At 56.9% G+C, this 25,848-nt stretch carries 9 protein-coding genes; all 9 read left to right on the forward strand.

Annotated features, from left to right (window positions below; translation table 11 throughout):
• Window positions 1-53: 53 nt before the first annotated feature.
• The 9 genes from secA to HMPREF1556_RS03585 all read left to right on the forward strand — a co-directional run bounded on the left by secA (window position 54) and on the right by HMPREF1556_RS03585 (window position 25,432).
• A complete protein-coding gene (secA, locus tag HMPREF1556_RS03545; RefSeq protein WP_021666887.1) occupies window positions 54-3,356 on the forward strand; it encodes a preprotein translocase subunit SecA in 3,303 nt (1,100 codons plus the stop codon).
• A gap of 806 nt (window positions 3,357-4,162) precedes the next feature.
• A complete protein-coding gene (locus HMPREF1556_RS03550; RefSeq protein WP_021666889.1) occupies window positions 4,163-7,225 on the forward strand; it encodes a SusC/RagA family TonB-linked outer membrane protein in 3,063 nt (1,020 codons plus the stop codon).
• 35 nt (window positions 7,226-7,260) lie between these two features.
• Window positions 7,261-8,778, forward strand: coding sequence for a RagB/SusD family nutrient uptake outer membrane protein (locus HMPREF1556_RS03555; protein ID WP_021666890.1), 1,518 nt, complete (start codon window positions 7,261-7,263; stop codon window positions 8,776-8,778).
• A gap of 295 nt (window positions 8,779-9,073) precedes the next feature.
• A complete protein-coding gene (gene gmd, locus HMPREF1556_RS03560) occupies window positions 9,074-10,138 on the forward strand; it encodes a GDP-mannose 4,6-dehydratase (RefSeq protein WP_021666891.1) in 1,065 nt (354 codons plus the stop codon).
• Window positions 10,139-10,142: 4 nt separating this feature from the next.
• Entirely contained in the window at window positions 10,143-11,231 is a 1,089-nt protein-coding gene (locus HMPREF1556_RS03565) for a GDP-L-fucose synthase (RefSeq protein ID WP_021666892.1), read from the forward strand.
• A 37-nt stretch (window positions 11,232-11,268) separates the two neighbouring features.
• Window positions 11,269-16,053, forward strand: a complete 4,785-nt coding sequence (locus HMPREF1556_RS03570) for a translocation/assembly module TamB domain-containing protein (protein ID WP_021666893.1) — start codon at window positions 11,269-11,271, stop codon at window positions 16,051-16,053.
• A gap of 30 nt (window positions 16,054-16,083) precedes the next feature.
• Window positions 16,084-17,871, forward strand: coding sequence for a hypothetical protein (locus HMPREF1556_RS03575; protein ID WP_232299032.1), 1,788 nt, complete (start codon window positions 16,084-16,086; stop codon window positions 17,869-17,871).
• Window positions 17,872-17,892: 21 nt separating this feature from the next.
• Complete coding sequence (locus HMPREF1556_RS08800; RefSeq protein ID WP_369795591.1) at window positions 17,893-18,672, forward strand: BamA/TamA family outer membrane protein; 780 nt, start codon at window positions 17,893-17,895, stop codon at window positions 18,670-18,672.
• A gap of 205 nt (window positions 18,673-18,877) precedes the next feature.
• On the forward strand, window positions 18,878-25,432 hold the full coding sequence (locus HMPREF1556_RS03585; RefSeq protein ID WP_044125180.1) for a DUF4465 domain-containing protein: 6,555 nt from the start codon (window positions 18,878-18,880) through the stop codon (window positions 25,430-25,432).
• Window positions 25,433-25,848: the final 416 nt, after the last annotated feature.

Genomic DNA, 25,848 nt, shown 5'->3' on the forward strand with positions numbered 1-25,848 from the left:
ATGGAGCGCCACCTCTTCGATCCATTCACAGAGAATAAATAATCAAAATACATATGGGATTTATAGATCTATTGTCGAAGTTCTTCGGCAACAAGTCGCAGCGTGACCTCAAGGAGATCACACCCTGGGTAGACCGCATCAAGGCAGTGTACCCCGAGATCGACGCACTAAGTGATGATGACCTGAGAGCACGCTCTGCTGCCCTTCGTCAGCGTATACAGGACTACGTAGCGAGTGAGCGTGCAGAGGTGGAGAGCCTCAAGGCAAGTGTCGAGGGTAAGGACCTCGATGAGCGTGAAGCGATCTGGTCGCAGGTCGACAAGCTCGAGAAGGATATCCTCGACAAGCTCGAAGTGGTCCTCGACGAAGTACATCCAGAGGCCTTCGCTATCGTCAAGAGCACTGCTCGCCGTCTGGCTGAGAACCCTGAGATCCGAGTCAAGGCTACGGACTTCGACCGAGACCTCAGCGTATCGCATGACTTCGTACGTATCGAAGGGGATACGGCGATCTACCAGAACCATTGGATGGCTGGGGGTAATGAGATCACCTGGGATATGGTGCACTACGACGTCCAGCTCTTCGGGGGGACGGTCCTCCACAAGGGTAAGATCGCTGAGATGGCCACCGGGGAAGGTAAGACTCTGGTAGCTACGCTCCCCGTCTTCCTCAACGCCCTTACCGGTAATGGCGTACATGTGGTGACGGTGAACGACTACCTCTCTAAGCGTGACTCGGAGTGGATGGGTCCGCTGTACATGTTCCACGGGCTGAGTGTCGACTGTATCGACAAGCACCGTCCGAACACTCCTGAGCGTCGTGCTGCCTACAACGCAGATATCACCTTCGGGACGAACAATGAGTTCGGCTTCGACTACCTGCGTGACAATATGGCCACGAGCCCTGAGGATCTAGTCCAGCGCAAGCACAACTACGCCATCGTCGACGAAGTAGACTCTGTCCTCATCGACGACGCTCGTACGCCTCTCATCATCTCGGGACCTGTGCCCAAGGGTGATGACCAGCTCTTCGAGCAGTTCCTCCCTAATGTCGAGAAGGTCGTAGACGCACAGCGCAAGCTCTGCCAGCAGCTCCTCATCGATGCGAAGAAGAAGATCTCTTCGGAGGACAAGAAGGAGCAGGAGGAAGGCTTCTTCCTACTCTTCCGCACCTACAAGGGTATGCCTAAGAGCAAGCCTCTCATCAAGTACCTCAGTGAGCCCGGTATTAAGGCTGGGATGCTGAAGGTCGAGGAAGAGTACATGGCTGACAACATGCGTCAGATGCACATCGTCACCGACGAACTCTTCTTCGTCATCGATGAGAAGCACAACAGCATTGAGCTCTCAGACAAGGGGATCGACCTGCTGACTCAGGGCACAGACGACCCTGCCTTCTTCATCCTACCCGATATAGCTAGCCTACTGGCAGACCTATCGAACCAGGGACTCTCTGCCGAAGAGCTCGCCGAGCGCAAGGAGACCCTTCTCTCGGACTACGCCATCAAGAGCGAACGTGTACACACGGTCAATCAGCTCCTCAAGGCCTATGCGCTCTTCGAGAAGGATGACCAGTATGTCGTCATGGACAATAAGGTCATGATCGTCGACGAGCAGACGGGTCGTATCATGGATGGACGTCGCTATTCGGATGGACTCCACCAGGCGATCGAAGCCAAGGAGCGTGTCCATGTCGAGGCCGCTACACAGACCTTCGCCACCATCACCCTGCAGAACTACTTCCGCATGTACCACAAGCTCTCGGGTATGACCGGTACTGCTGAGACGGAGGCAGGCGAACTGTGGGATATCTACAAGCTCGACGTGGTGGTCATCCCGACGAACCGCCCCATCGCTCGTCAGGACCTCAATGACCGTATCTACAAGACTGCTCGTGAGAAGTACGCTGCGGTCATCGAGGAGATCGTCCGCCTCGTAGGCGAAGGTCGTCCTGTGCTCGTAGGTACTACTTCCGTCGAGATCTCGCAGCTCCTGAGCAAGATGCTTGACCTACGTAAGATCCCGCACAACGTGCTCAACGCTAAGCTCCACCAGAAGGAAGCTGAGATCGTCGCTCAGGCAGGTAAGCCCGGTGTCGTCACGATCGCTACCAACATGGCTGGTCGTGGTACCGACATCAAGCTCACGGCAGAAGTCAAGGAAGCTGGTGGGCTCGCCATCCTCGGTACAGAGCGCCACGAGTCTCGTCGTGTAGACCGTCAGCTCCGTGGACGTGCTGGTCGTCAGGGTGACCCCGGGTCGTCGATCTTCTTCGTTTCGCTCGAAGACCATCTGATGCGTCTCTTCGCTTCGGACCGTCTGGCAGCGATGATGGACAAGATGGGCTTCGAAGAAGGGGAAGTCCTCGAGCACAGCATGCTTAATAAGGCCGTCGAACGGGCGCAGAAAAAGGTCGAGGAGAATAACTTCGGTATCCGTAAGCGCCTACTCGAGTACGACGATGTGATGAACTCCCAGCGTGAAGTCATCTACAAGCGTCGTCGCCACGCCCTCATGGGTGAGCGTATCGAGATGGATGTGATGAATACCCTCTACGATGCTGGGCGTATCCTCATCGACACGCATCATCCCATGGAGGACTTCGAGAGCTTCTCCACGGATGTCATGCGTATCTTCGCCATCGAATCTCCCTTCGATGCTGACACCTTCAGACGCTCCAAGGCCGATGAACTCACCGATCTCCTCTACGACGCTGTCGAGGCAGCCTTCAAGCACCGCTCTCAGCAGATCGCCGAGCTGGCTTATCCTACGCTTCATCAGGTCTACACCGAGCAGGGCCATGTCTACGAGCGTATCATGATCCCTCTGACCGACGGTCGTATGGGCTACAATGTAGGCTGTGACCTCAAGGAAGCAGATGCTAGTCAGGGTCGCTCGATCATGCGTGAGTTTGAGAAGGCGATCGTGCTCCACATCATCGACGAAGCATGGAAGGAGCATCTGCGTGAGATGGATGAGCTACGCAACTCGGTACAGAACGCCAGCTACGAAAACAAGGATCCTCTCTTGATCTACAAGCTGGAGTCCTACGAGCTCTTCCGTCAGATGATCGAGGATATGAACCGCCGTACGGCCTCCGTCCTGATGCGTGTGCGTCTCAACGTAGCACCTCCTCAGGAGGAAGCTCCCCGTGAGGTAGAGATCCGTGAGGCCGCCCCCGAGAGCCGTCGTCCCGCTCCTCAGTATCGTGAGCAGCGTCACGAGGTAGGTAGCGCCGAGGAGCAGGAGGAGCGTCGCCACACGCCCGCTCAGTCGACCCACACCATTGGGCGCAATGATCCTTGCCCCTGTGGTAGTGGCAAGAAGTTCAAGCACTGCCACGGCAAGGGCTTCTAGCCTCGTGCGCCTCTCTCCGGATGGGGACGAGTCCTGAGGCTTCTTCCCCTCCCTAGATTTGATCCAAAACGCCCCCTAGTTCCGCCGAGGAACTAGGGGGCGTTTTTTGCTGTCGGGAGGGGTGGGAGAGAAGTCGCTTGTAGAGCGCTCTGGAGGCTTGTCCTCGGAAGACCCTTTTTGCGACCCACGGTAGGTCGCCGAAAAAACCTACTAGGTCGCCTGTGACGACCTACCGTGGGTCGTCGAAGCGACCTACCGTAGGTCGCAAAAAGGGGGGCTCAGAGTACCTCTTCTCCCCCTACCTAACTGAGGGGAGAAAAAGCAGGGTGGGGGAGGGGAAAAGAAATAGACTTCTTAAGGAATTTAAGATTAATTCGAGCCTTTTTGACCCTTCTGAGCAGGGCGAAATCCCCTTATGCGAAGCGGATTTCTTGGGGATAGGAGGAGTGCTTGAGAGCGCCTAGTCGCTTCGCTTCTGTTCGATCCTTATTCTATTTGTTTTTAGTTGATTAGATAGCTCTCGTTTGGCTTGGTAGAAGGGCCTTTTCTTGCTCAATGAAGGGGGAAATGCCTTTATGGAGCAGGGGCGTCTCTGTGTAGGTTTGTAAAACTTCGTCTAGAAACTTGCAAGAGAAGGAAAAATGCCTACATTTGACTAGAGCAATCTTTTGGAGGGGGGCTGCCAAGCGCACGCCTGTATGAAGAAACAAACGAGGGAACTGAAGCCCTGCTTCCGAGAGCCTGCAAGGTAGGATAGTAATAACACCCAAATAGTACGCAATATAAACACTAAAACTACTATTCTCATGCGAAGAACACTATTCTTCCTCCTCTCTCTATTCTTAGTAATAGGAGTGGGATGGTCGCAGAAGAATCAGATCTCGGTCTCCGGGGTCGTCATCTCTTCAGGCGACAAAGAGCCAGTCATCGCTGCTAGCGTATCGTGTGTAGAGTTCCCCACCACAGGGGTACTGACTGACGTGAAGGGGCACTTCTCCTTCAAGCTACCAGCAGAGGCTAAGACCCTCCTCATTAGCTGTATCGGCTACAAGACGCTCCGAGTCCCCATCAGCACTAAGCCTATGAATATTGTCCTCCCAGAAGAGGAGCGTATGGTGCAGGACGTCGTGGTCACGGGGTATGGTAATACCCGTAAGTCTGCCTTCGCAGGTTCGGCTACGACCATCTCTACCAAGGGTATGAAGGACGTCCCCACCGTCTCGCTCGAAGACAAGCTCTCCGGGGCGATTGCAGGGGTCACCGTCAACTCCATCTCTGGGCAGCCTGGTAGCTTCTCTACGGTGCGTATCCGTGGTCTAGGCTCGATCAACGCAGGTAATGACCCGCTCTACGTAGTCGACGGGGTGCCTATGAATACCGACAACGCTACGGTCTTCTCCTATGCTAAGGGGGGAGCTAACCCACTCTCTACGATCAACTCCAACGACATCGAGAATATCACCGTCATCAAGGACGCTGGTGCTGCCGCCCTCTACGGGTCTCGCGCTGCTAACGGGGTCGTCGTCATCACGACTAAGAGTGGGCGCAGTGGTGCTACTCGCTACAACTTCAAGGCGGACTTCGGCTCCTCGGACATAGCGATTGACTACCGTCCTACCCTCAGTGCAGAGAAGCGTAATGAGCTCATCCGTTATGGCTTCACCAACTACTACTCCCAGCTTCGTGACGAGAAGACCAAGCAGCTCCTCTACCCTACCCCTCAGGAGGTAGAAGAGCAGGTCAAGAAGGTCACTGGTCCAGCTACCGCTATGCCTTGGTCAGGCTACACTGACTGGCGCAAGATCCTCCTCCGTAGAGGTGCTTCTCAGACCTATGAGTTCAGCGCTTCGGGTGGTGGCGAGAAGACCAAGTTCTATACATCGCTCTCCTACGCTGACCAGCGTGGTATATCGCTAGCCTCTGGCTTCAAGCGTGTCACGGGCTCCTTCAATATCTCCCACACCGATCGTCGCCTGGAGCTCAAGGCCAAGATGCTCTTCGGTAAGACCAATCAGGATACCAGCAGTGAAGGCTCTGCCTACGCTAACCCTATCTACGGTGTATCGACCACGCTGAGCCCTTCAGACTACCCCTATGAGAAGGATGGCTCCTACCGCAGTCTCTTCCCAGGGAATAACAACCTGAACCCGCTCTTCGCTACGACGCAGAATTTCTCTAAGACGCAGCTCGTCCGTGCTAATCCCTCGCTCGAAGCTACCTTCACCATCTTCCCCTGGCTCAAGGCTAAGCAGACGGTCAGCTACGACTACCTGAACAACCAGGATGCCGTCTGGTGGGACCCTCGCCAAGGTGACGGTGAGGCTGCTAACGGGGTCTTCCAGCGCTCCAACATCGAGCGCTCTACACTGACCACTCAGTCTCAGCTCTATGCTCAGCAGGAGTTCGGCAAGCACCACCTCTCAGGAGTAGCTAGCTTCGAAACCGAAAGCCGAGATCTGCTCAATATCTATATGTGGGGTACGGACTTCCCCTCCTACCTCAAGTATGAGCTGGAGAACTCCGGAACTCAGGGTGGCTCCAGCACGGTGGATAAGGACCGTATGGTCTCCTTCCTCCTCAAGGGTGACTATACCTATGATGACCGCTACATCCTTGGTGGTTCGGCTCGTTGGGATGGATCCTCTCGTCTAGCTCCAGACCATCGCTGGGGACTCTTCTGGTCGCTATCTGGCTCTTGGAACCTCGGTAAGGAAGCCTTCATGAAGCCCCTAGAGTCTGTCCTTACTGACGCTCGTCTCCGCCTCTCTTATGGGGCTAACGGGACTCTCCCCTCTGGCTACTATTCGCACCTCTCCCTCTATAGCTTCGGCTACAACTACAATGGGGGTACGGGTACGGTAGAGAGCTCCCTCGGTGCTCCTCGCCTCTCGTGGGAAAAGAACAACGCCTTCAACCTCGGGGTAGACTTCCGTCTCTTCAAGCGCTTCGGAGTTACCTTCGACTACTATACTCGTAAGACCACAGACCTCCTCCTCTACAAGGATATCTCTGGGACGACGGGCTTCAGTAGCGAACTCCAGAACCTCGGTAGTATGCGCAATACAGGCTTCGAGCTGGAGCTACGCTCATCGAACCTCAACCTCAGCAACTTCTCTTGGAACACTACCATCTCCCTCGGGCATAACAAGAATACCCTACTTCGCTATGACGGAGTACAGACTCAGGAGGTCAGCGGTAACTGGATCCACCAGGTCGGCTATGCCTACAATATGTACTACATGGCCGAATATGCAGGGGTAGACCCCAAGACGGGTAAGGCTCAGTACTACAAGAATGAGCTGGATGCTAAGGGCAACTACGATAGAAGTCTCACGACAGACCATACGAAGGCTAAGCCTCGCCGTATCGATGATAAGCCCTTCGACCCCGTAGTCACTGGGGGGATCATCAACAGCATCACTTGGGGTCCCGTCGACCTGAACTTCACGCTCAGCTACTCCCTCGGTGGGTACCTCTATGATGATGCCCCTGGTCTGCACAAGGACGGTAATACCGAAGTGCTCAGCCTCGCTATCCCCAAGATGTACGACATCAACAAGATGTGGAAGAAGGAAGGTGACCGAGCAGAGCTCCCCGCCTTCAATCCTACCAATGAGTACATCACTTCTACTCGCTTCCTCTTCCCTACGGACCACCTCCGTCTGAAGAACCTCACCATCGGGCTCACCGCTCCTAAGAACTGGACGAACAAGCTAGGGGTCAATACCCTGCGTGTCTACGCTTCGGGTGTCAACCTCCTGACATGGAAGGATAAGCGTCTCGTCGTCGACCCAGAGTCTCGCGGCTTCGTTGCCTACCAGACGCCAGCGCTCCGTACCATCACCTTCGGGGTACAAGTTGGGATCTAGAGCATGTCGAATCACATCAAAAGAATCTAAGTCTTATGAAAAGGAATTTTCTATGCCTTGCGGCAGCTCTGGGGCTCTTCGCTGGTCTCTCCTCTTGTAAGGACTTCCTCACTACCGAGCCTTCGGGATCTCTTCCTACAGAGAGGGTGCAGAAGGAATTTAGCCTACTCCAGCCTGCCCTTCGTGGGGTCTATGACGGTCTGCAAGGATCAAGTAGTAGTACCTCCTACTACGGAGGTCTCTTCCTGATCTCGGGCGATGTCCGAGGCGATGATATGCAGTGCCCTACCACGGGATCCCGTGGGAATGACTACTATCACATGTCCTTCGATCAGACCACGATGTATGGTCCTTGGTACAAAGCCTATGGGGTAATACGTAGAGCCAACCGTCTGATCTCCATGTGCCAAAACCTCCAGCCAAAGGCTACCACCGATGCCCAGAAGCAGGAGGTCGGCAATGCGCTGGCACAGGCTAAGGCCGTCCGTGCGCTTGTGCACTTCGACCTTGTCCGTCTCTACGCTAAGCCCTATCCCTACTCAAACAATGGAGCTATGCTGGGGATACCACTCGTATTATCTGTCCCTGAGAATAAGTCTATGCCAGGTCGCTCGACGGTCAAGGAAGTCTATGATCAGATCATCAAGGACTTCACCGAAGCCCTCTCCAGTGGCATGCTCGAGGAAACCAGCTATGGCTATCTGAGTAGCTCAGCTGTGAAGGCTCTGCTGGCCCGTGTCTACCTCTATATGGGTACGCCAGAGGGTAATACCGAGGCGCTACGCCTGAGCAAGGAAGTCATCGACGGGGGTAAGTATGCACTCGCCACCCAGCTAGCAGAGTACAAGCAGATATGGAGCGAAGCATCCTCGAAGGAGATGATCTTCTCGATCGTCAACTTCGACTCCAAGGACTGGTCTGACCGTGAAGGCTTTGCCTATATCCTGAGTGTCTATGGTTACTACAATGCACTCATCACGAAGAAGTTCTATGATGAGATGATGGAAGACCCCAATGATATCCGCTGGAATGTCCTGTGGGCCAGCAAGGGAACTAAGGCAGCAGGTGCTGTACAGAACCTCCCTGGTACCAATGAAGACATGAAGCTTTTCATCGGGAAGTATCCAGGTAAGGCAGCCTTCAAGGATATGCGTACCAACGATATCCCTGTGATCCGTCTGGCTGAAGTCTACCTCAACGCTGCAGAAGCTGCCTTCAAGCTCGGCAATACAGCGCAGGCACTCAGCTACCTCAATGTTATCGTCAAGCGTGCTAATCCAGCTAAGAGTGTTGCCTCCGGTGACCTGACGCTCAACCGCATCCTCCAGGAGCGTGCTAAGGAGCTCGTCGGCGAAGGGCATCGCTTCTACGACCTGATGCGTAATGGTCTGCGCTGTGAGCGCTTCTACGATGGTAAGCCAGGCTGGCATGTGCCTCTGACCGAAGCAAGCCGTTCGTTTGACCACACCTACTTCCGTACACTTCTGCCTATCCCTAAGTCTGAGCTCGATGCTAATGCTACGCTCGCAGGACAGCAGAACCCTGGCTACTAGGTCTACCCTTCACGGAGGGATAGCTTCTTAGGGCTATTCATCCCAATATCATCGAGGCATCCCTCACTCCTTACCGGGGTGGGGGATGCCTCTTCTCATGCCCCCTTCTCTAGGGTACTCTGAGGGGGTAAAAAAGGACCCTACGGTAGGTCGTCGAAAAAACCAACAGTAGGTCGTGATGACGACCTACCGTGGGTCGCTGGGGCGACCTACCGTAGGTTTTTTCCCCCCACCACAGTAGGTCGCTATCTTGTGCGTATCTTTGTACTAAGAAATATCAATAAGTGAAGCATCTATGAACAAGGTCGCACTCATCACCGGAGTCACCGGGCAGGACGGCTCCTATCTAGCAGAGTTCCTCATCGAGAAGGGCTACGAGGTCCATGGGATCATCCGTCGCTCTTCGTCCTTCAATACCGAGCGTATCGAGCACCTCTACTTCGAGGAGTGGGTGCGGGATATGAAGCGTGGTCGAGCCCTCAACCTCCACTATGGTGATATGACCGACTCCAGTTCGCTCATCCGCATCATCCAGCAGATCCAGCCCGATGAGATCTACAACCTCGCGGCACAGAGCCATGTAAAGGTCTCCTTCGACGTGCCCGAGTACACGGCTGAGACCGACGCCGTCGGGACACTGCGCCTGCTGGAGGCCGTGCGCATCCTTGGTCTAGAGCAGAAGACGAAGATCTATCAGGCTTCGACCTCGGAGCTCTTCGGGCTGGTGCAGGAGGTGCCTCAGCGTGAGACGACGCCCTTCTATCCCCGTTCGCCCTATGGTGTGGCTAAGCTCTACGGCTTCTGGATCACGAAGAACTACCGGGAGAGCTACGGGATGTTTGCCGTCAATGGTATCCTCTTCAATCACGAGAGTGAGCGTCGAGGAGAGACCTTCGTGACCCGCAAGATCACACTGGCAGCTGCCCGTATCGCCGCCGGTGAGCAGGACAAGCTCTATCTGGGCAACCTCAGTGCCCTACGTGACTGGGGCTATGCTCGGGACTATGTCGAGTGCATGTGGCTCATGCTCCAGCACGAGACTCCTGAGGACTTTGTCATCGCTACGGGTGAGCAGCATTCGGTGCGGGAGTTCACCGAGCGAGCCTTCCAAGAGGTGGGTATCACCCTACGCTGGGAGGGCGAAGGTGTGGATGAGAAGGGGATCGACACTGCTACGGGGCGTGTGCTTGTAGAGGTCGATGCGAAGTACTTCCGTCCTGCCGAAGTAGAGACACTTTTGGGTGATCCTACCAAGGCGAAGACCCTCCTGGGGTGGAATCCTCGCAAGACGAGCTTCGAGGAGCTGGTCCGCCTGATGGTCCGCCACGATGTAGCCTATGTCCAGTCCCACAAGCACTAATGCTATGAGAGCTCCCAAGCTATCCCCCTCGACCAAGATCTATGTCGCAGGCCACCGAGGTCTGGTAGGCTCAGCGATCTGGAAGAACCTTGAGGCCCGAGGCTATACTAACCTCGTCGGACGTACCCACAGCGAGCTGGATCTGACGGATCCCATAGCTGTACGTGCCTTCTTCGACCAGGAGCGTCCCGAGGCAGTCATCCTAGCGGCCGCCCATGTCGGTGGTATCCTAGCGAACAATACCTATCGTGCGGACTTCATCTACGATAACCTACAGATCCAGCAGCACGTCATAGGGGAGAGCTTCCGCCATGGGGTGAAGGATCTGCTCTTCCTGGGCAGTACCTGCATCTACCCCAGAGATGCGGAGCAACCGATCCGTGAGGAAGCTCTTCTGACCGCCCCACTGGAGTACACCAACGAGCCCTATGCCATCGCCAAGATCGCAGGCCTCAAGCTCTGTGAGAGCTTCAACCTCCAGTACGGCACCAACTACCTAGCGGTGATGCCGACGAACCTCTATGGGCCTAATGACAACTTCCACCTAGAGAATAGCCACGTGCTACCTGCGATGATCCGCAAGATCTACTTGGCGGATCGTCTGGGGGCAGGGGACTGGGAGGCCGTACGCCATGACCTCGAGAAGCGCCCCGTCGCTGGGGAGTCGGGTACGAGTTCAGAGCAGGCTATCCTTGAGCTCCTTGGTCGCTTCGGGATCAGCCCTTCGAAGGTGCGCCTCTGGGGCTCTGGTCGTCCGCTTCGGGAGTTCCTCTGGAGTGAGGATATGGCCGATGCGTCGGTACATGTGCTCCTCCATGTAGACTTCGAGGACCTGTGTCCCAAGGCGGGCGAGCCGATCCGTAACTGCCACATCAACATCGGTACAGGTAAGGAGCTCTCCATCGCTGAGCTAGCTGGACTCATCGCCGAGACGGTGGGCTTCACCGTTGAGATCCAGTGGGATAGCACCAAGCCCGATGGCACGATGCGCAAGCTGACCTCTGTGGAGAAGCTCCATGCCCTAGGCTGGCATCATCAGGTAGAGATCGAGGAAGGGGTACGCCGTCTCTTCGACTGGTACCGCACGCACTGATCACTCTCCCTCCCTCTTGCCTAGCATCTTAGCTCAGATGTCACGACGAACGAAGTATCTCAAGCGTATCCTGTGGGGACTCCTCCTCACACCCATTGTCTTAGTTCTCCTAGTCTCACTCCTGCTGTACGTCCCCCCTGTACAGAACTTCGTCGTCCATCGCCTCGCCTCCTACCTCTCCGAGCAGACGGGGATGAAGATCACCCTTGATCGCATCCACCTCTCCTTCCCCTTAGATCTCTCCATTGAGGGGCTAGACGTCGTCCGTGCCCCTGGTGATACCCTGCTCTCGGTAGGTGAGCTCAGTCTATCGCCTTCCCTCCGTCCGCTTCTAGACAAGCAGATAGAAGTTCCCCACATCACCCTGGATCGCTTCGCCCTCAACTACACCGATAGTACGGGGCTAAGCACAGTCAGAGCACGTCTCCCGAAGGCCTCGGTAGAGGAGCTCTATGTCGATCTGGAGAAGGAGCGGGTCGACCTAAGCCGTCTCGTGACTCGGGGTGGCTCGGTCTCCTACACCAGCACAGATACGACGAAGAAGGAGGACGACTCTGAGCCCCTTCGCTGGCTCATCCGCGCGGGGGAGGTCGACCTACAGTCGACACGGATCGATGTGGCTATGCCTCTGGACTCGCTCTTCATCGGAGCGGATGTCACCCGCCTACGTTTGGACCGAGGAGAAGCGGATCTAGAGAAGATGCGCTTCCAGATAGCTCGTGCCCGTATCGAAGGGCGGGAGCTAAGCTATGCCGTCGATCGTACTCCACCACGCACCCCGTATTTCGATGCCTCGCACATTCACCTCAGGGATATCTACCTCGAGGGGGAGAGTATCGACTCCGAGGGGATGCGCCTGTCGCTCCTCCTCAGTCGTGCTCAGTTCAACGAACGCTCGGGACTGAAGCTTCATCACCTGTCGGGACGCTACGAGATGGATAGTCTCGGGATGTGCCTCGATGACTTCATCCTCGATACCGACGGCTCGAGCATGCAGGGGGCGCTCACCATGCCATGGAGCGTACTCCGCTCAGACCCTAAGGCGGGGATCGAGCTCACGATGAAGGCCTCCCTCGGCACTAGGGACCTCCTACTCCTCTCCTACTCAGCCCTCGATGATCTCCCCGAGGGGAAGAAGCTTCTCACAGCGATCACCCGCCGTCAGCTCCTTGCTCCTATCCGTCTCTCTCTCGAGACGCATGGTACGCTTAGTGCCCTAGAGCTGGCCGAGGCCGACCTCCACTGGCCCGATGTCGTCCGCCTCTCCCTCAAGGGGTACCTGACGAGTCTCCTCGATGAGCACCGACGCTCAGGCAGGCTCCGTCTGACGGGGCAGGTAGGTGCGAAGGCACAGACCTTGCTTAGCCTCGTCTCCCCTGAACTAGCCCGTGACTATAGGATCCCTTCACCGATGACGCTCTCAGGTGAGGTGGATATTCGTCGGGGTGTCTACAAGGGCGATCTGAAGGCTGTCGAAGGCTCCGGACAGGTAGCTCTCAAGGGGCACTTCACCGAGGCAACGAAGAGCTACGGGCTTAGCCTCAAGGCGAAGGGGCTAGACCTACGCCACTTCATGCCCCGAGACTCTATAGGACGGCTGAGCCTGGAGCTTGATGCCGAAGGTAGGGGCTTTGACCCACTCAGCCCTCGGACACGGCTGAGCCTCAGGGGGCGTGTCCATGAAGCCTCTTGGGGCAGTACTACCCTCCACGATGTGACACTCGATGGGTCGCTCAAGGACGGCAACCTAGGCCTCTCTCTCAACAGCATGAACCCCGGGGCGAACTTCTCCCTACAGCTCGATGGTATCTTCTCTCGCCAAGGCTTCACGACGGGTATTGGCTTAGATCTCGTGGAGCTGGATCTACAGCGCTTGGGCTTCTCCGATACACCCCTCTCGGTTAAGCTTCGCCTCGAGGGTGAGCTCCGCTCGGATATGAAGGAGACGCACAGCTTCACAGCGGCTGCCGATGGGATCAGCTTTGTCCTCGGTGGGGAGCGCCTCGCTCCACCCCGTGCCGACCTACAGCTCTCCACCTCACCTGAGGATATGCATGCAGAGCTCACTTCGGGCGATATGAAGGCTTCGCTCCATGTAGGTGCAGGGCCTACCTCTACACAGAAGCAGCTCACGAAGCTGATGGATGAGACGCTCCAGCAGGTACGGCTCATCACCTCGGGGAAGTCAGCGACGAAGTACCTAGAGGATCTCGTCGTACATCTGCCCACCTCGACGCTCAGCCTCACGATGGGCAAGGATAATCCTCTGCGCTACTATCTGGCAGATCAGCACGTAGCTCTAGGGTCGCTCTCGATGAAGCTGGAGACTTCACCTAGGGAGGGAATCAGTGGTACGCTCGCCCTCTCTGACCTTCGTGTCGATACTCTGCGTATCAACTCTGCCCAGCTCAACCTCTCTACCGAGCGCCAGACGATCGCCCGTGGGGATAGCCTCTCGCTCGTGCTCTTCGGCACGGTGATGAAGTCACGCTACCGCTCGCAGGAGGGCTTCACCATCAGCACGGACCTACGCACCAGCCTACAGAGTGGACACCTAGACTTCTCCTGGCAGGACGAGCGTGGCGAGGTGCGTCATACCGCCGAGGTAGAGGGCAGTTGGTCGGGAGAGGCCTACCAACTCCACTTCATAGGTGACCGCCTGCGCCTGGCCTACAACGACTACAAGATCAACCCAGAGAATAGCCTGAGCTTGCGCAAGAAGGATTACTTCCTCCTCGGATCACTCCAGCTCGCAGGAGAGAAGCGAGGGGAATTCTCCCTCCTCGCAGAGGAGTCTACCCCAGGGGTGCAGGACATCACGCTGGGGATCCATAAGCTCTGCCTCGAGGACTACCGTAGTCTGGGGCTACCCGATATTGGGGGGATCTTCTTCGGAGATGTACACTACCAGCGTAAGGGGGACCTCAGCCAACAGCCGACGATCTCCGGCGACCTCTCCATCTCTGACCTACGCTATGAGGACAAGAAGCTCGGGCACTTCACCTCCTCGCTCTTCTATGAGCCTCGTAGTGGCGACTCACATTATATCACGGCGGATATCGGCTACAACGGCCAGTCGGCGATGACGATCGACGGGATCTATCACCCACGGGAGAAGACTTCCCCACTGAGTGGTACGCTGACGCTCAACGCCTTCCCTCTGGAGCTGGCCAATCCCTTCCTAGTAGCTAATGCCACCTCGCTCAAGGGGACGGCAGAGGGCTCTATCCGCCTCTCGGGGAAGCTCACTGAGCCCCTCCTCTCAGGGAAGATGAATCTCTCGGATGCCATGGTGCATCTCGACTCCTACGGGATGCACCTCGTCCTGGACTCCATGCCTGTACGTATGGAGAACTCCGATATTTACTTCGATCACTACGCCGTCCGCCCTTCGGTGGATACCAAGAAGGCGATCTACCTCGACGGCTCGATACGCAAGAGCACGACGCCTCAGGCTACTGCCTCGCTCCGCATCACCTCCGATGAGCTCACCCTGCTGGATGAGCCCCGTCCTCGTAGGGATGATCAGCTCCTCTATGGGCGCATCATCGCCTCGACGAACATGAACGTATCGGGCCCGATGACTGCGCTCCGTGTACGTGGGGGGATCAATGTCCTCAGTGGGACCAGCTGCACCTATATCCTACGTGAAGACCCGCTGAAGACAGGAGAGCAGAGCGATGAGCTGGTACAGTTCGTAGACTTCTCCGATACCCTCTTCACCAAGAGCCCCGAGGTCGTCCCACCTACCCTCGGTGGGCTGGATGTCAACCTCACCATCCATGTCGACCCCTCGGTGCGTATCGGTGCTGACCTTACGGCCGATGGCGCCGACTACCTCCATGCCCAAGGAGGGGGGACGCTCCACTTCACCTATCCGCCCTATGGGGAGATGAGTATGACGGGACGCTACGAGATGAGTGGGGGAGGCGAACTGAGCTATACCCTGCCCGTCGTGGGGAACAAGCGCTTCACTATCTCCCCGACGAGCACCCTCTCCTGGTACGGCTCGATATCCAACCCTTACCTCGACTTCTCTGCTGTCAACAAGGTCAAGGCTACGGTCACCTCGTCCTCGGGATCTTCCGAGCGTGTGAACTTTAATGTCAGCATCGAGATCAAGGACTACGTCAGTCGGATGAACCTCGGCTTCTCCCTCGCTGCTCCGGAGAACCTCTCCATGCAGAATACCCTCTCCACGATGACCAAGGAGGAGCAGAGCAAGCAGGCCATTGCCCTCATGGCCACGGGTATCTATCTCGGTAGTGGCACGGGAGCGGGCAACCTCAATCTCAACTCTGCCCTGACCTCCCTCCTGCAGTCCCAGATCAATAAGGCAGCGGGCAAGCTCCTGCAGGGTACCGACCTCAGCCTCGGGATGGACCACTATGATGGCTCCTCAGGTGAGGCCGCCCGCACCGACTATACCTACAGCTTCAGCCGTCGCTTCTACAACGATCGCATCCGCATCATCGTCGGGGGTAAGGTGCAGAGTGGGGCAGGAGCGCCGAACCAAGGACAGACCTTCCTCGACAATGTCTCCCTACAGTACCAGCTCGACAAGTCGGGAGAGCAGTACCTCAGCCTCTATCACAAGCGGGTCACGGACAATATCCTCGAGGGGGAATTCTCCGAGACGGGGGTCGGGTATGTCCTCCGACGCAAGCTCTCGAGCCTCCGTGACCTCTTCCACTTCCGAGCGAAGAAGGTGAAGCGGGATACGCTCCCCAAGACCTCCATCCAGGAGTGGCGACTCGGTGGCGATACGACGACGGTACACTCTACGGATTCTACTCCGGTCGTTCGTCTCCAGAGTAAGTGATCCCCCTCCCTTAGCCTCCTACTAGTCCCTATGAACCGCCTCGATATATCCCCGCATCATAGCCCGATCATGGGTCGCATCAGCGACCCATGCATGCCCCCCTCGACCGACCCATACATGGGTCGGTCGGGTGACCCATGCATGGGGTCCTCTGCACCCCCATCTAGGGGTCAAAGCACGCACCATCATACTCCACTCCTTCGCTCGGCTTTTGCCCTCCTTGGGTTCTTCATACTCCTCTCCCTCGGAGGGTGCTCCCTGAGGCAGTATCAGACGGAAGATGATCAGCTCTACATCGGGATACGCAAGATCGAGGTCGTCGATCGTCCCAAGGGCTCCTATGCCGACCGAGTCATCGCTACCGCCGAAGAGCGCCTCGGCTATGCCCCCAATGGATCGGTCTTCGGCAGTAGCTCCCTTCGCTTCCCCTTCCCCCTCTTGGGTCCCTCGATCCACATGCGTTTCGCTGAGGACTCGACGTTCGTAGGCAATCTGATCCGACGCCTCACCCCTCGTCCTGTCTGGATGCGTGAGGTCAGTCCCAGCCTGCGTGCCAAGGTCGCCCAGCAGACCTTGAGAGCCTTCGGCTACCTCTCGGCTGAGGTTCGTTCGGAGATCATCCCCGAGAAGGCAGACTCCCTACAGGCTCGGGTGGACTACAAGCTTGACCTAGGACCCCTCTACCTGCTGGATAGTATACGCTACTTCCCTCGGGTGTACATCCGCCCAGGGCGCTACTTCTATCACCATCGTCTGAGTGCTCTACAGCGGGGGCGCCCCTTCTCGCTAGAGGCTCTCGAGGATGACCGCACGATAGCACGAGCCTTCCTGAGAGAGCATGGCTACTACTACCTCAAGCCTGAGCACATCACCTACGAGGCCGATACGCTCATCTCTCCACGCAAGGTGTGGCTTCGTACCGTCCTCTCTCCTAGCACTCCTCCCGAGGCCCTTCGTCAGTGGAAGCTCGGTCGGGTCATGCTCCGTCAGCTCCCAGAGGATGCCGAGTCGTCTACGACCCTTGCCACGGATAGCGTCGCTCTCTCCGACAGCGTGATGCTCTACTATTCGGGGCGTCCGATCGTCCGCCCTGGTGTCCTCAAGACTCGGATCAGGATGAAGCAGGGACAGGTATATCGCAGTACCGATGAGGAGCGTACCCTCTCGGCCTTGACCGGGCTGAGTGCCTTCTCCTCGGTAGAGATGTACTTCTCCCCCCGGGAGGATCTGTCGAAGAAGGCGGAGGTCGATACGCTCTCCTCGGCCGAGGCTACGGACTCGGTCGCTACTAAGCGCCCTACCTTCTCCGCTCAGCCCGATAGTATCGGGACGCTGGACCTGATGATCCTCCTGAGGAAGGACAAGCCCTGGAGTAGCTACCTCGGGGCTGCCTTCATGCGCAAGTCGACGAACTATATAGGCCCAGGGCTCTCAGCATCGCTCGAGCGTAACAATGTCTTTGGGGGAGGGGAGAAGCTCTCGGCGAGTCTCTCTGGCTCCTACGAATGGCAGACGGGGCGTAACCCGATTGACGGCTATTCGGTAGCGATCAATAGCTATCAGCTGGGAGCTGATGTGGCGCTGACCTTCCCCTCGATTCTCTTCCCTGGTCTGATGGATGCCTACTACAAGTATCCGACCTCTACGAGCTTCAAGGTAGCCCTGCAGGGCATCAACCACGCCCGCTACTATACGCTCCGCTCCCTCTCCTTCACGATGGACTACAGCTTCCAGCCGTCGAGCCAGTGGAGCCACAGGATCACCCCACTGAGCCTGAACTATACCCAGCTACTGAGGACGACATCACGCTTCGACTAACTGATCAAGGCTAACCCTGCGCTGGGGCTTAGCCTCCGGGACCAGTTCATCCCCAAGTTTGGCTACTCCGTCACCTATACCCGCCGTGCCGACGACAGCCCCCATTACCTACAGGTCTCTGCCGAGGTCAGCGAGGCGGGCAATCTGTCGAATGCCGTGATGAAGCTCTCAGGAGCGTCGTACAATGAGACGAAGACGATGTTCGGCGTGCCCTTTGCACAGTTCGCCAAGGCCGCCCTTGATCTCCGCTACTCCTACCGCATCAGTCGCAAGTCGACGCTAGCGACACACTTCGCAACGGGGGCGATCTATCCCTATGGCAATGCTACGACGGCTCCGTACATCGAGCAGTTCTATGTCGGTGGGGCCAATAGCATACGTGCCTTCACGGTGCGCAGTATAGGCCCTGGACGCTACAGAGCATCAGAGGAGAGCGCCTACTCCTTCATGGATAGGGTAGGGGAATTTAAGCTCGAGGCGAATGTCGAATATCGTAGTCGCCTCTTCGGCAACTGCTACGGGGCGCTCTTCGTCGATGCTGGTAATGTATGGCTCCTCAGGCCAGACAGCGCTCGTCCTGGAGCATCCCTCCGTGAAGCGGGCTCTGTCGGAGGGCTCCTCGACGCCATAGCTGTCGGCACGGGGGCGGGTCTACGCTACGACCTCTCCTTCCTCGTCGTGCGCTTCGACGTAGGGGTAGGTCTGCACCTGCCCTATGAGACGACCCGCAAGGGCTGGTACAATATCCCCCGCTTCCGAGATGCCTTGGGCTTCCATCTAGCCATCGGTTATCCCTTCTAGTCTGGAGGGCTTAGCGCTCCTTTAGAAGGGAGCTCCCGTGTATCGGCGGGCAGAGAGGTGATACCTCCCTGCCCGCCGACGCTTTACTGCCTTGTTTATTCCCCTATTTCTCTGTAAGTTTGCTCTGTGTAACGCACCGAGCCAAGACCTGATACACCAGTCTCTATCTCGATCCATACCGATCAACTACTAACCACAACTGACGATGAGACGATTCTTATCATCCCTACTATGCCTACTCATCTGTGCGCTGAGCCTCTCGGCAGAGATCCTCATGCCTCGCACCAATGGCAAGCAGCAGTCTGTCCTCGTCCGCACCTCGGAGACCTTCTACGATGCGGGCGGAGCGAGCGCCAAAGCTCCCACTACAGGGACGACCGCTGTGGTCTTCACCCCTCGCTATGGGCAGGCGATCGAAGTCACTTTCTCTGAGCTCGACCTAGGCTCTGGCGTCCTCTATGTCTATGAGGGACGCCAGAAGCTCGTCGAGGAGTATGATGACGAGGCTGAGGAGACGACCTACTCCAAGCCTCGTGTCAAGGAGCTCTTTGCCCTTCGGGGGAGTGATCTCACGACGAAGACCTTCCATGCTACGACTCCCGAGGGAGCCTTGACCTTTGTCTTCGTGGGTGCTAGTCCCTCGGGTGCTGGGTGGAAGGCTGAGGTCAAGAGCGTCGACAAGCTCGCTACCGACCAGCCTGTACCTCAGGAGCCCGCTGGCTCGGTATATATGGTCGTCGGGCCTCGTGATGTCCAGGTCGGCTCCTCGCCCATTGCCTTCTATGATGATGGAGGACCAGATAAGAAGATCTCGGAGCAGTTCGAGGGCTCGGTGACCTTCATCCCTGAGCGTACGGGCCAGCGTATCCAGATTACCTTCGAGAAGCTAGACCTCTTCTCGACCAATCCCGCTAAGAATGACCAGCTCAACGTATATAATGGGCGGAGCGAAGACCCCGCTCAGCTCCTCAAGCGCCTTCTGACAGATCCCGTCCCTGTGACCCTCCTCTCGGGGGCGGCTGATGGCTCGCTCACCGTCTCACTCAAGAGTACTACGGGCGTCCCCAAGGATGGCTTCGTAGCTCGGGTGAAGGCGGTAGATCCTCAGCCGATGCACTTCGTGTCGGCTACCGCTACCTATCCTAAGGAGAAGGAGCCCGTCGCAGCTGGTGGTAAGGGCAAGGAGCTCTTAGCCTTCACCCTCAAGACCGAAGGGGTCAGTGATCCGCTCTCCCTCCAGTCGCTGGAGCTCAGTAGCGAGGCCTCAACGGTAGGTGTACTCAAGCACCTCACCCTCTACGCTGGTACTCGTGCTGAGCCCTCGGCCAAGATCGGCGAAGTAGAGATCACAGGGACGACCATCCAGCTTCAGCTAGCAGAGGCTAAGACGCTTTCCTTCGGAGAGAATAGCTTCCTCCTCACGGGTGATGTCTCGCCCGAGGCTAAGACAGGGGACAAGATCTCCCTAGCGCTCAAGGCCGTCACCCTCTCGGGTAAGAAGGAGAGCCTCAGTCTCACGCCACAGGGGCCGCCCTATCTAGTCAAGAACACCCACCGCAGTCATGAGGGGCAGCAGGAGATCCCAGTCTATTCGGACTGGACCTTCACGCCGACGATGACCTACGGGCACTATTCCCCAGGCAATACCGATCAGGTCACGATCTTCTCTCCCGGTAGGACGGGCGAAGTCATCCAGCTTGATTTCCACAGCTTCGAAGTCCTCTACGAGAAGTCCAGCCTTGGGACGAAGGCAACCTTCGAGATCTATGAGGGTAAGGGGCGCTCAGGTAAGCTCCTCTGGAAGCTTGATGAGAAGACCATCGGTGGGACTCCAGGCTTAATCCACTCCTCCAGTGCTGATGGTGCGCTGACCGTGGTCTTCAATCCTAAGGCTACGACCTCGGGTAGGCAGAGGAAGGGTTGGGAAGCTACCGTGCGTAGCCTCGTGCCTAGCCCTATGAAGCTCGTCTCGACACTCGTAGAGCAGGCCTCCACCGAAGTAGTCGCTGTCGGAGCCAAGGACCTAGAGTTCCTCGACCTCACGCTGGAGACTAAGGGCTATCTCGAGCCTAAGAAGCTCGAAGCAGTCGGTCTTCGTCTCAAGGGTGGTGCTAGCTCCTTCGCTCGTGTCGCCCTCTATTCCCTCCCTTCGCCTAAGGCGTATAAGGATCGGAAGCTCCTCGGGGAGATCACTTCGCCCGCAAGTGATGAGGTGACGCTGACGCTCACCGAGCCCCTCGAGCTGAAGGAAGGGAAGAGCTACTATTACCTCACCGCAGACCTCACGGAGACGGTCGAGGCTGGCGTCGCTCTTGATCTCGCCCTCCCCTCACTCACCCTCTCTGGGGAGCAGACGGCTGTCGCCTCTCCTGATCCCGACGGCTCACGTACAGCCCGTCGCTTCTATTCGATGAAGTCGGGCGAAGAGACGATCTCTGTCTCCGCTCCGATCACCTTCTACGATGACGGAGGTGCTGATGGTAAGTACACCAAGGGCTTCTCGGGGACGGTGCACTTCGTCCCTCGTAAGGGTGAAGTCATCCGCTGTCGTATCCATTCGCTACGTCTGCACCGCCTCGATGCCCTCTCCTTCTACCATGGGATGAAGGCCGAGGAGGATAAGCTCCTGCAGAAGCTCTCGGGCTACAAGAAGGTGGCTGACGAACTGGTATCTACCGCCGCTGATGGCTCTATGACCGTCACCTTCTCCAGCAAGTTCTCCGACTTCGGCTGGGAGATAGAGGTGCGCTCCGAGCGCCCTGTCCCTGTGCATGTGGAGTCAGCCAAGGCAGAGGTCATCCCTGGCGCTCGCCTGACGAAGGGCGCTAGCGATGTGCCCCTCCTCAAGATCGCTGTCAAGCTCGTCGGCGAACAAGGATCTGTTGATCTAGAGCGCTTTGACTTCGCTCCCTTCCAGAGTGCTGGTTCGGAATCCATCGGTGTACTTCGCCTCTACAAGACGGGTACTTCGGAGACCTTCTCTACGAAGGAGCACTATGCGAGTATCGACCCTGCCGAGGGGACTCGCTTCGCTGGATCAGCCCGCTACAGCGCTCCTGGTACTTATTACTTCTTCCTCGCTGCCAGTGTTAGTACTAAGGCCCCTGCGGGAGGGAAGATCACGGTCAGCCCTCGTAGTATCACGGTCTCTGGCGAAGAGGTGAAGCTCACCGAACCTCCTACCACGGACTACGAACTACAGGTAGGACTCCACGGAGACTTCACGATCGGCACCGAGTCGGGAGCTCACTTCAAGACGATCTCCGAAGCTATCGAGGCGCTCAAGACACGTGGTGTCGACGGCCCCGTCCGTCTACGCCTCAGCCCTGGGCACTACACCGAGCCCCTTGTACTACCAGCTATCCCAGGCTTATCCCTGACTAATCCCCTCGTCATCGAACCCACGACGGGTCGCCTCGGTGATGTCACACTCGAGAACAAGCAGTACAAGAAGGTCCCCTACGGAGATGATAAGCCAGGCTACTTCACTCTGGATGGAGCAGACTATGTGACGCTCCGTGCACTGAGCTTCCTCACGACCAAGAGTGAAGCTCCAGCCCTCCTCCTCATCCGCAATTCGAGCCAGCGTATCACCATCGACGGCTGTAGCTTCACAGCGCCTAAGACGACTCAGTATAATGAAGGTGATCTAGCGCTCATTAAGACCAATCGTGGAGAGGAAGCTTACCCCAACAATGATCACCTGACGCTCACCCGCTCCAAGCTCATGGGTGGCTACATAGGTGTCCATATGGACGGCCTCTCCAATGTAGCCCTTCCCAACCAGCAGGGCCTCACGATCGAGGGGAATACCTTCTCTTCGCAGGGGTCTAAGGGGATCTATGTCCGCTGTGTCTCGGATGTCGTGATCCGATCCAATGAGATCCAAGCCGAGGGTACAGCTTCCTATGACTATCATGCCCTAGACTTGACCCTCGGTGATGGGATCACCGCTCAGGCTAACCGCATCCATCTCGGTGCTTTTACGGGGACGAAGACCTCCGTGCAGGCCGTCTATCTCCGCCAGACTACAGAGCGAGCCCAGCAGGAGAAGAAGGCGAGTAGCTTGATCAACAATGAGCTCATTCTCATCGCACCCGCCCAGATCCGAGAGGTCTATGGCTTCTACTTCAGCGAGGCCAATATGACCGACGTCTATCTCCTGCACAACTCCGTCCTCATCTCGGGCGATTACGCCGGCAAGGCCACTGCTCCAGTCGCCGTCCTCACACGAGGAGGGGGAGCGCTGTCGGGGCTCGTAGTGAAGAACAACCTCTGGCAGAATGCGACTAAGGGGCTTATCTATTCCTTCGCTAAGGCTGTTACCCTGGAGGGACACGTCTTCGCAAGCAACCTCAGCTATACGGCTGGTAGTGCCTTCGCTGAGCTGGGTGGGGAGACTCTGGATCTTGGCTCTTGGACGGACAGGGGATTTGACACATCCAGCCAAGTAGCTAAGGTCGACTTTGTAGATCCTGCACGGGCACTTCTGCCACAGGACTTCTCCGTACTACGCTTTGCGCCTGCACTGGCTGAAGTACCTCGAGACATCCTCGGCGTGGCACGCCCCAAGACGGAGGTATCTGTCGGGGCGTACGAAGAGGCTAAGCACGGCCTGCCAGCCTTAGTCCCGGGCTACCCCAAGCCACGATCTCTGCGTGCCGGAGGGGTAGAGCTGGAGGTGAAGGCGACCGACTTCGGAGCCTTCTACTGCATCGCCCGACCCAAGGGTGAGGCTGCACCCTCGGTGGCTGACCTCAAGGCATCGGAGCTCAAACTGACACTCTACCCTCAGCGCTCTGAGATGCTCACCCTTCCTCCGCTGAAGGAGCAGACGGCTTACCGCCTCTACCTCCTACCTCAGGGGCTAGACGGGGCGTATGCTACAGGAGCGCTGACCTATGACTTCGCTACGGATGGCCTACCATCAGAGCCCGCGGACTTCGAAGCTCTTGCAGAAGGAGAGACTGATTTCACGAGTGGTACCTACCACTTCACTGGAGCGACGGTCTACTCCCCTAATGCTCCCTACAAGCGGACCAGCCAGCGTGCCGTCAAGCTCTCTGCTGGGGCTACCGTCCGCCCGACCAATACCGTGGCGCCTGTCACGCTATCGGGCTTCTATCTGAAGAGTACTGCGCCGGTGAAGCTGACAGCTTTGGGAGGCACTACCCTGGAGCTATCCAAGACGCTTCCCTCTACCGAAGGCCTCTGGCGCTATGTCAGCCTCAGGGATCTCGGTGCACTGACTTCGCTACAGATCGATCCCGAGGGCGAAGCTTCGATGGATGACTTCACGGCTGACCCATTGCCCCTACAATTACTTTCGTGGTCTCGAGGTGCTAAGTACGGCGAGGAAGTCACGCTCGTACGTATCCCTGAGGGTGGCGTCTGGCCCTATACCTTCCTCTGGCGTGATGCATCGGGCAAGCAAGTATCTGATAAGGAGGCTTACACCCTGAAGGCTGAGCGCACGGCTTACGTGACACTCGAGGTCACTGATGCTTGGGATCAGAAGCTCTCACGTGAGGTCTTGCTCAAGGTGACAGGTGGTCCCTCCGAGGTCGCTACCTTCGAAGACCTCGCTCTAGCACCTGAGAGTGCTTGGTATGGCCGAGATGGAGAGGATCCTGACGACTTCGTGGAGGCTACTTTCTACAGTGGTACCTACGCCTTCTCGAATAGCTCAGCTAAGAACCTCAGGACATGGATGGGCTTCGCCTATAGCAATCAGACGAAGACTGACTTCTCCCAGCTCTTCCCTGATCAGTTCAATAGTAGCGTCGGGCATGGAGTCGCTGACTCGAAGACCTACGGCGTAGCCTATGCCTACGGTAAGCCCATCGAGGTAAAGCCCACGAATGCTCCCCGAGTGACCTTCCCGGGCTTCTACGTTACCAATACCGCCTGGGTGAAGAAGGTCACACAGGAGGGTACGAAGATGGGTAATGAGCCCGACAAGCCCTTCCACAAGGGAGACTACTTACTACTAGTTGCTAGCACGAAGGACGGTAAGAAGAGTCTGGAATTCCCACTCATCGACTACCGAGCTGACGATGCACGTGAGCACTATGTGATCGATAGCTGGCAGTGGTTCGACTTGACGGCTCTCGGCGAAGTAGAGGAAGTTCGCTTCTCGATGAAGGGTAGTCGCCAAGCTAATGGCGGTACGACGATCCCTGCTTACTTCTGTCTAGACAACTTCGGTGGCGAAGTCATTGCTACCGAATCAGCGCCACTCACGCTTGCCGTGAAGGGACAATCGACTCAGGATGTATCGAAGCTCTTCACCGACGCTGGCCTATTGAAGCAGACGACTCCCAGTCCCGAATATAGCCTCGTGCGTGATGGCGGTGATATCGTCACGGCTCGTCTGGAGGCAGGTCGCCTGGAGCTCACAGGGGCATCGGCTGGAGAGAAGCACCTGCTTCTTCGTCTTCGTCAGGGCGGTCGCTCCGAATATCTCCGTCTACCGATCGTAGTCACGGGGACAGTTACTCCTAAGCCACCCGTGGTAGATCCGAAGGAGCCGGGCGAACATCCTAAGCAGCAGAGCGAACTGAAGGTCTATCCTAATCCCGCTACTACAGAGATCTACGTCTCTGTCAGTGGAGATCTGGAGATCTACAACCTCTCGGGCCAGCGTGTCCTACGTGTCGAAGGCTACAGAGCAGGACAAGCGCTCTCCGTCGCAGGTTTACCTAGTGGCGTCTATCTAGCACGCACTGCTCAGGGTGTGGTACGCTTCATCAAGCGTTAGCACTAGGTAGCATCTCTTGATATAGCGAGCGAGGCTATACCCCCAGTGGGTGTAGCCTCGCTTCTTTTGTATGCTCCAAGCGCTTAGCCCTAGAGCCCTGTCTATGGAGAAGGCTCTGCGGTTAGCTTTCTCCCGTAATTGCTCCTCTCATTACCGCTAAAGACGCCCCTCACTACAGGCAATGCGCTTCGTCTTTACGGGAAGTATCCGCCTCCTTTTATGCTACTTCGCTCCTTACTATAGCTATTCCCCACCCAGCTGTCCTGAAGACGGGGAGAGAACAAAACGAAGGTCTCCCACCCGTATTATGATAGAAGTTGAGCGATTGCTTATTAAATCTTTTTGGTAAGTCTGTGAATTGGTGTGCTTATTTTAAGATATATGTCCCGTTTGTTTTGATAAAAGGAGAATTTTAC

The organism is Porphyromonas sp. oral taxon 278 str. W7784 (genome assembly GCF_000467855.2).
GTDB lineage: Bacteria > Bacteroidota > Bacteroidia > Bacteroidales > Porphyromonadaceae > Porphyromonas.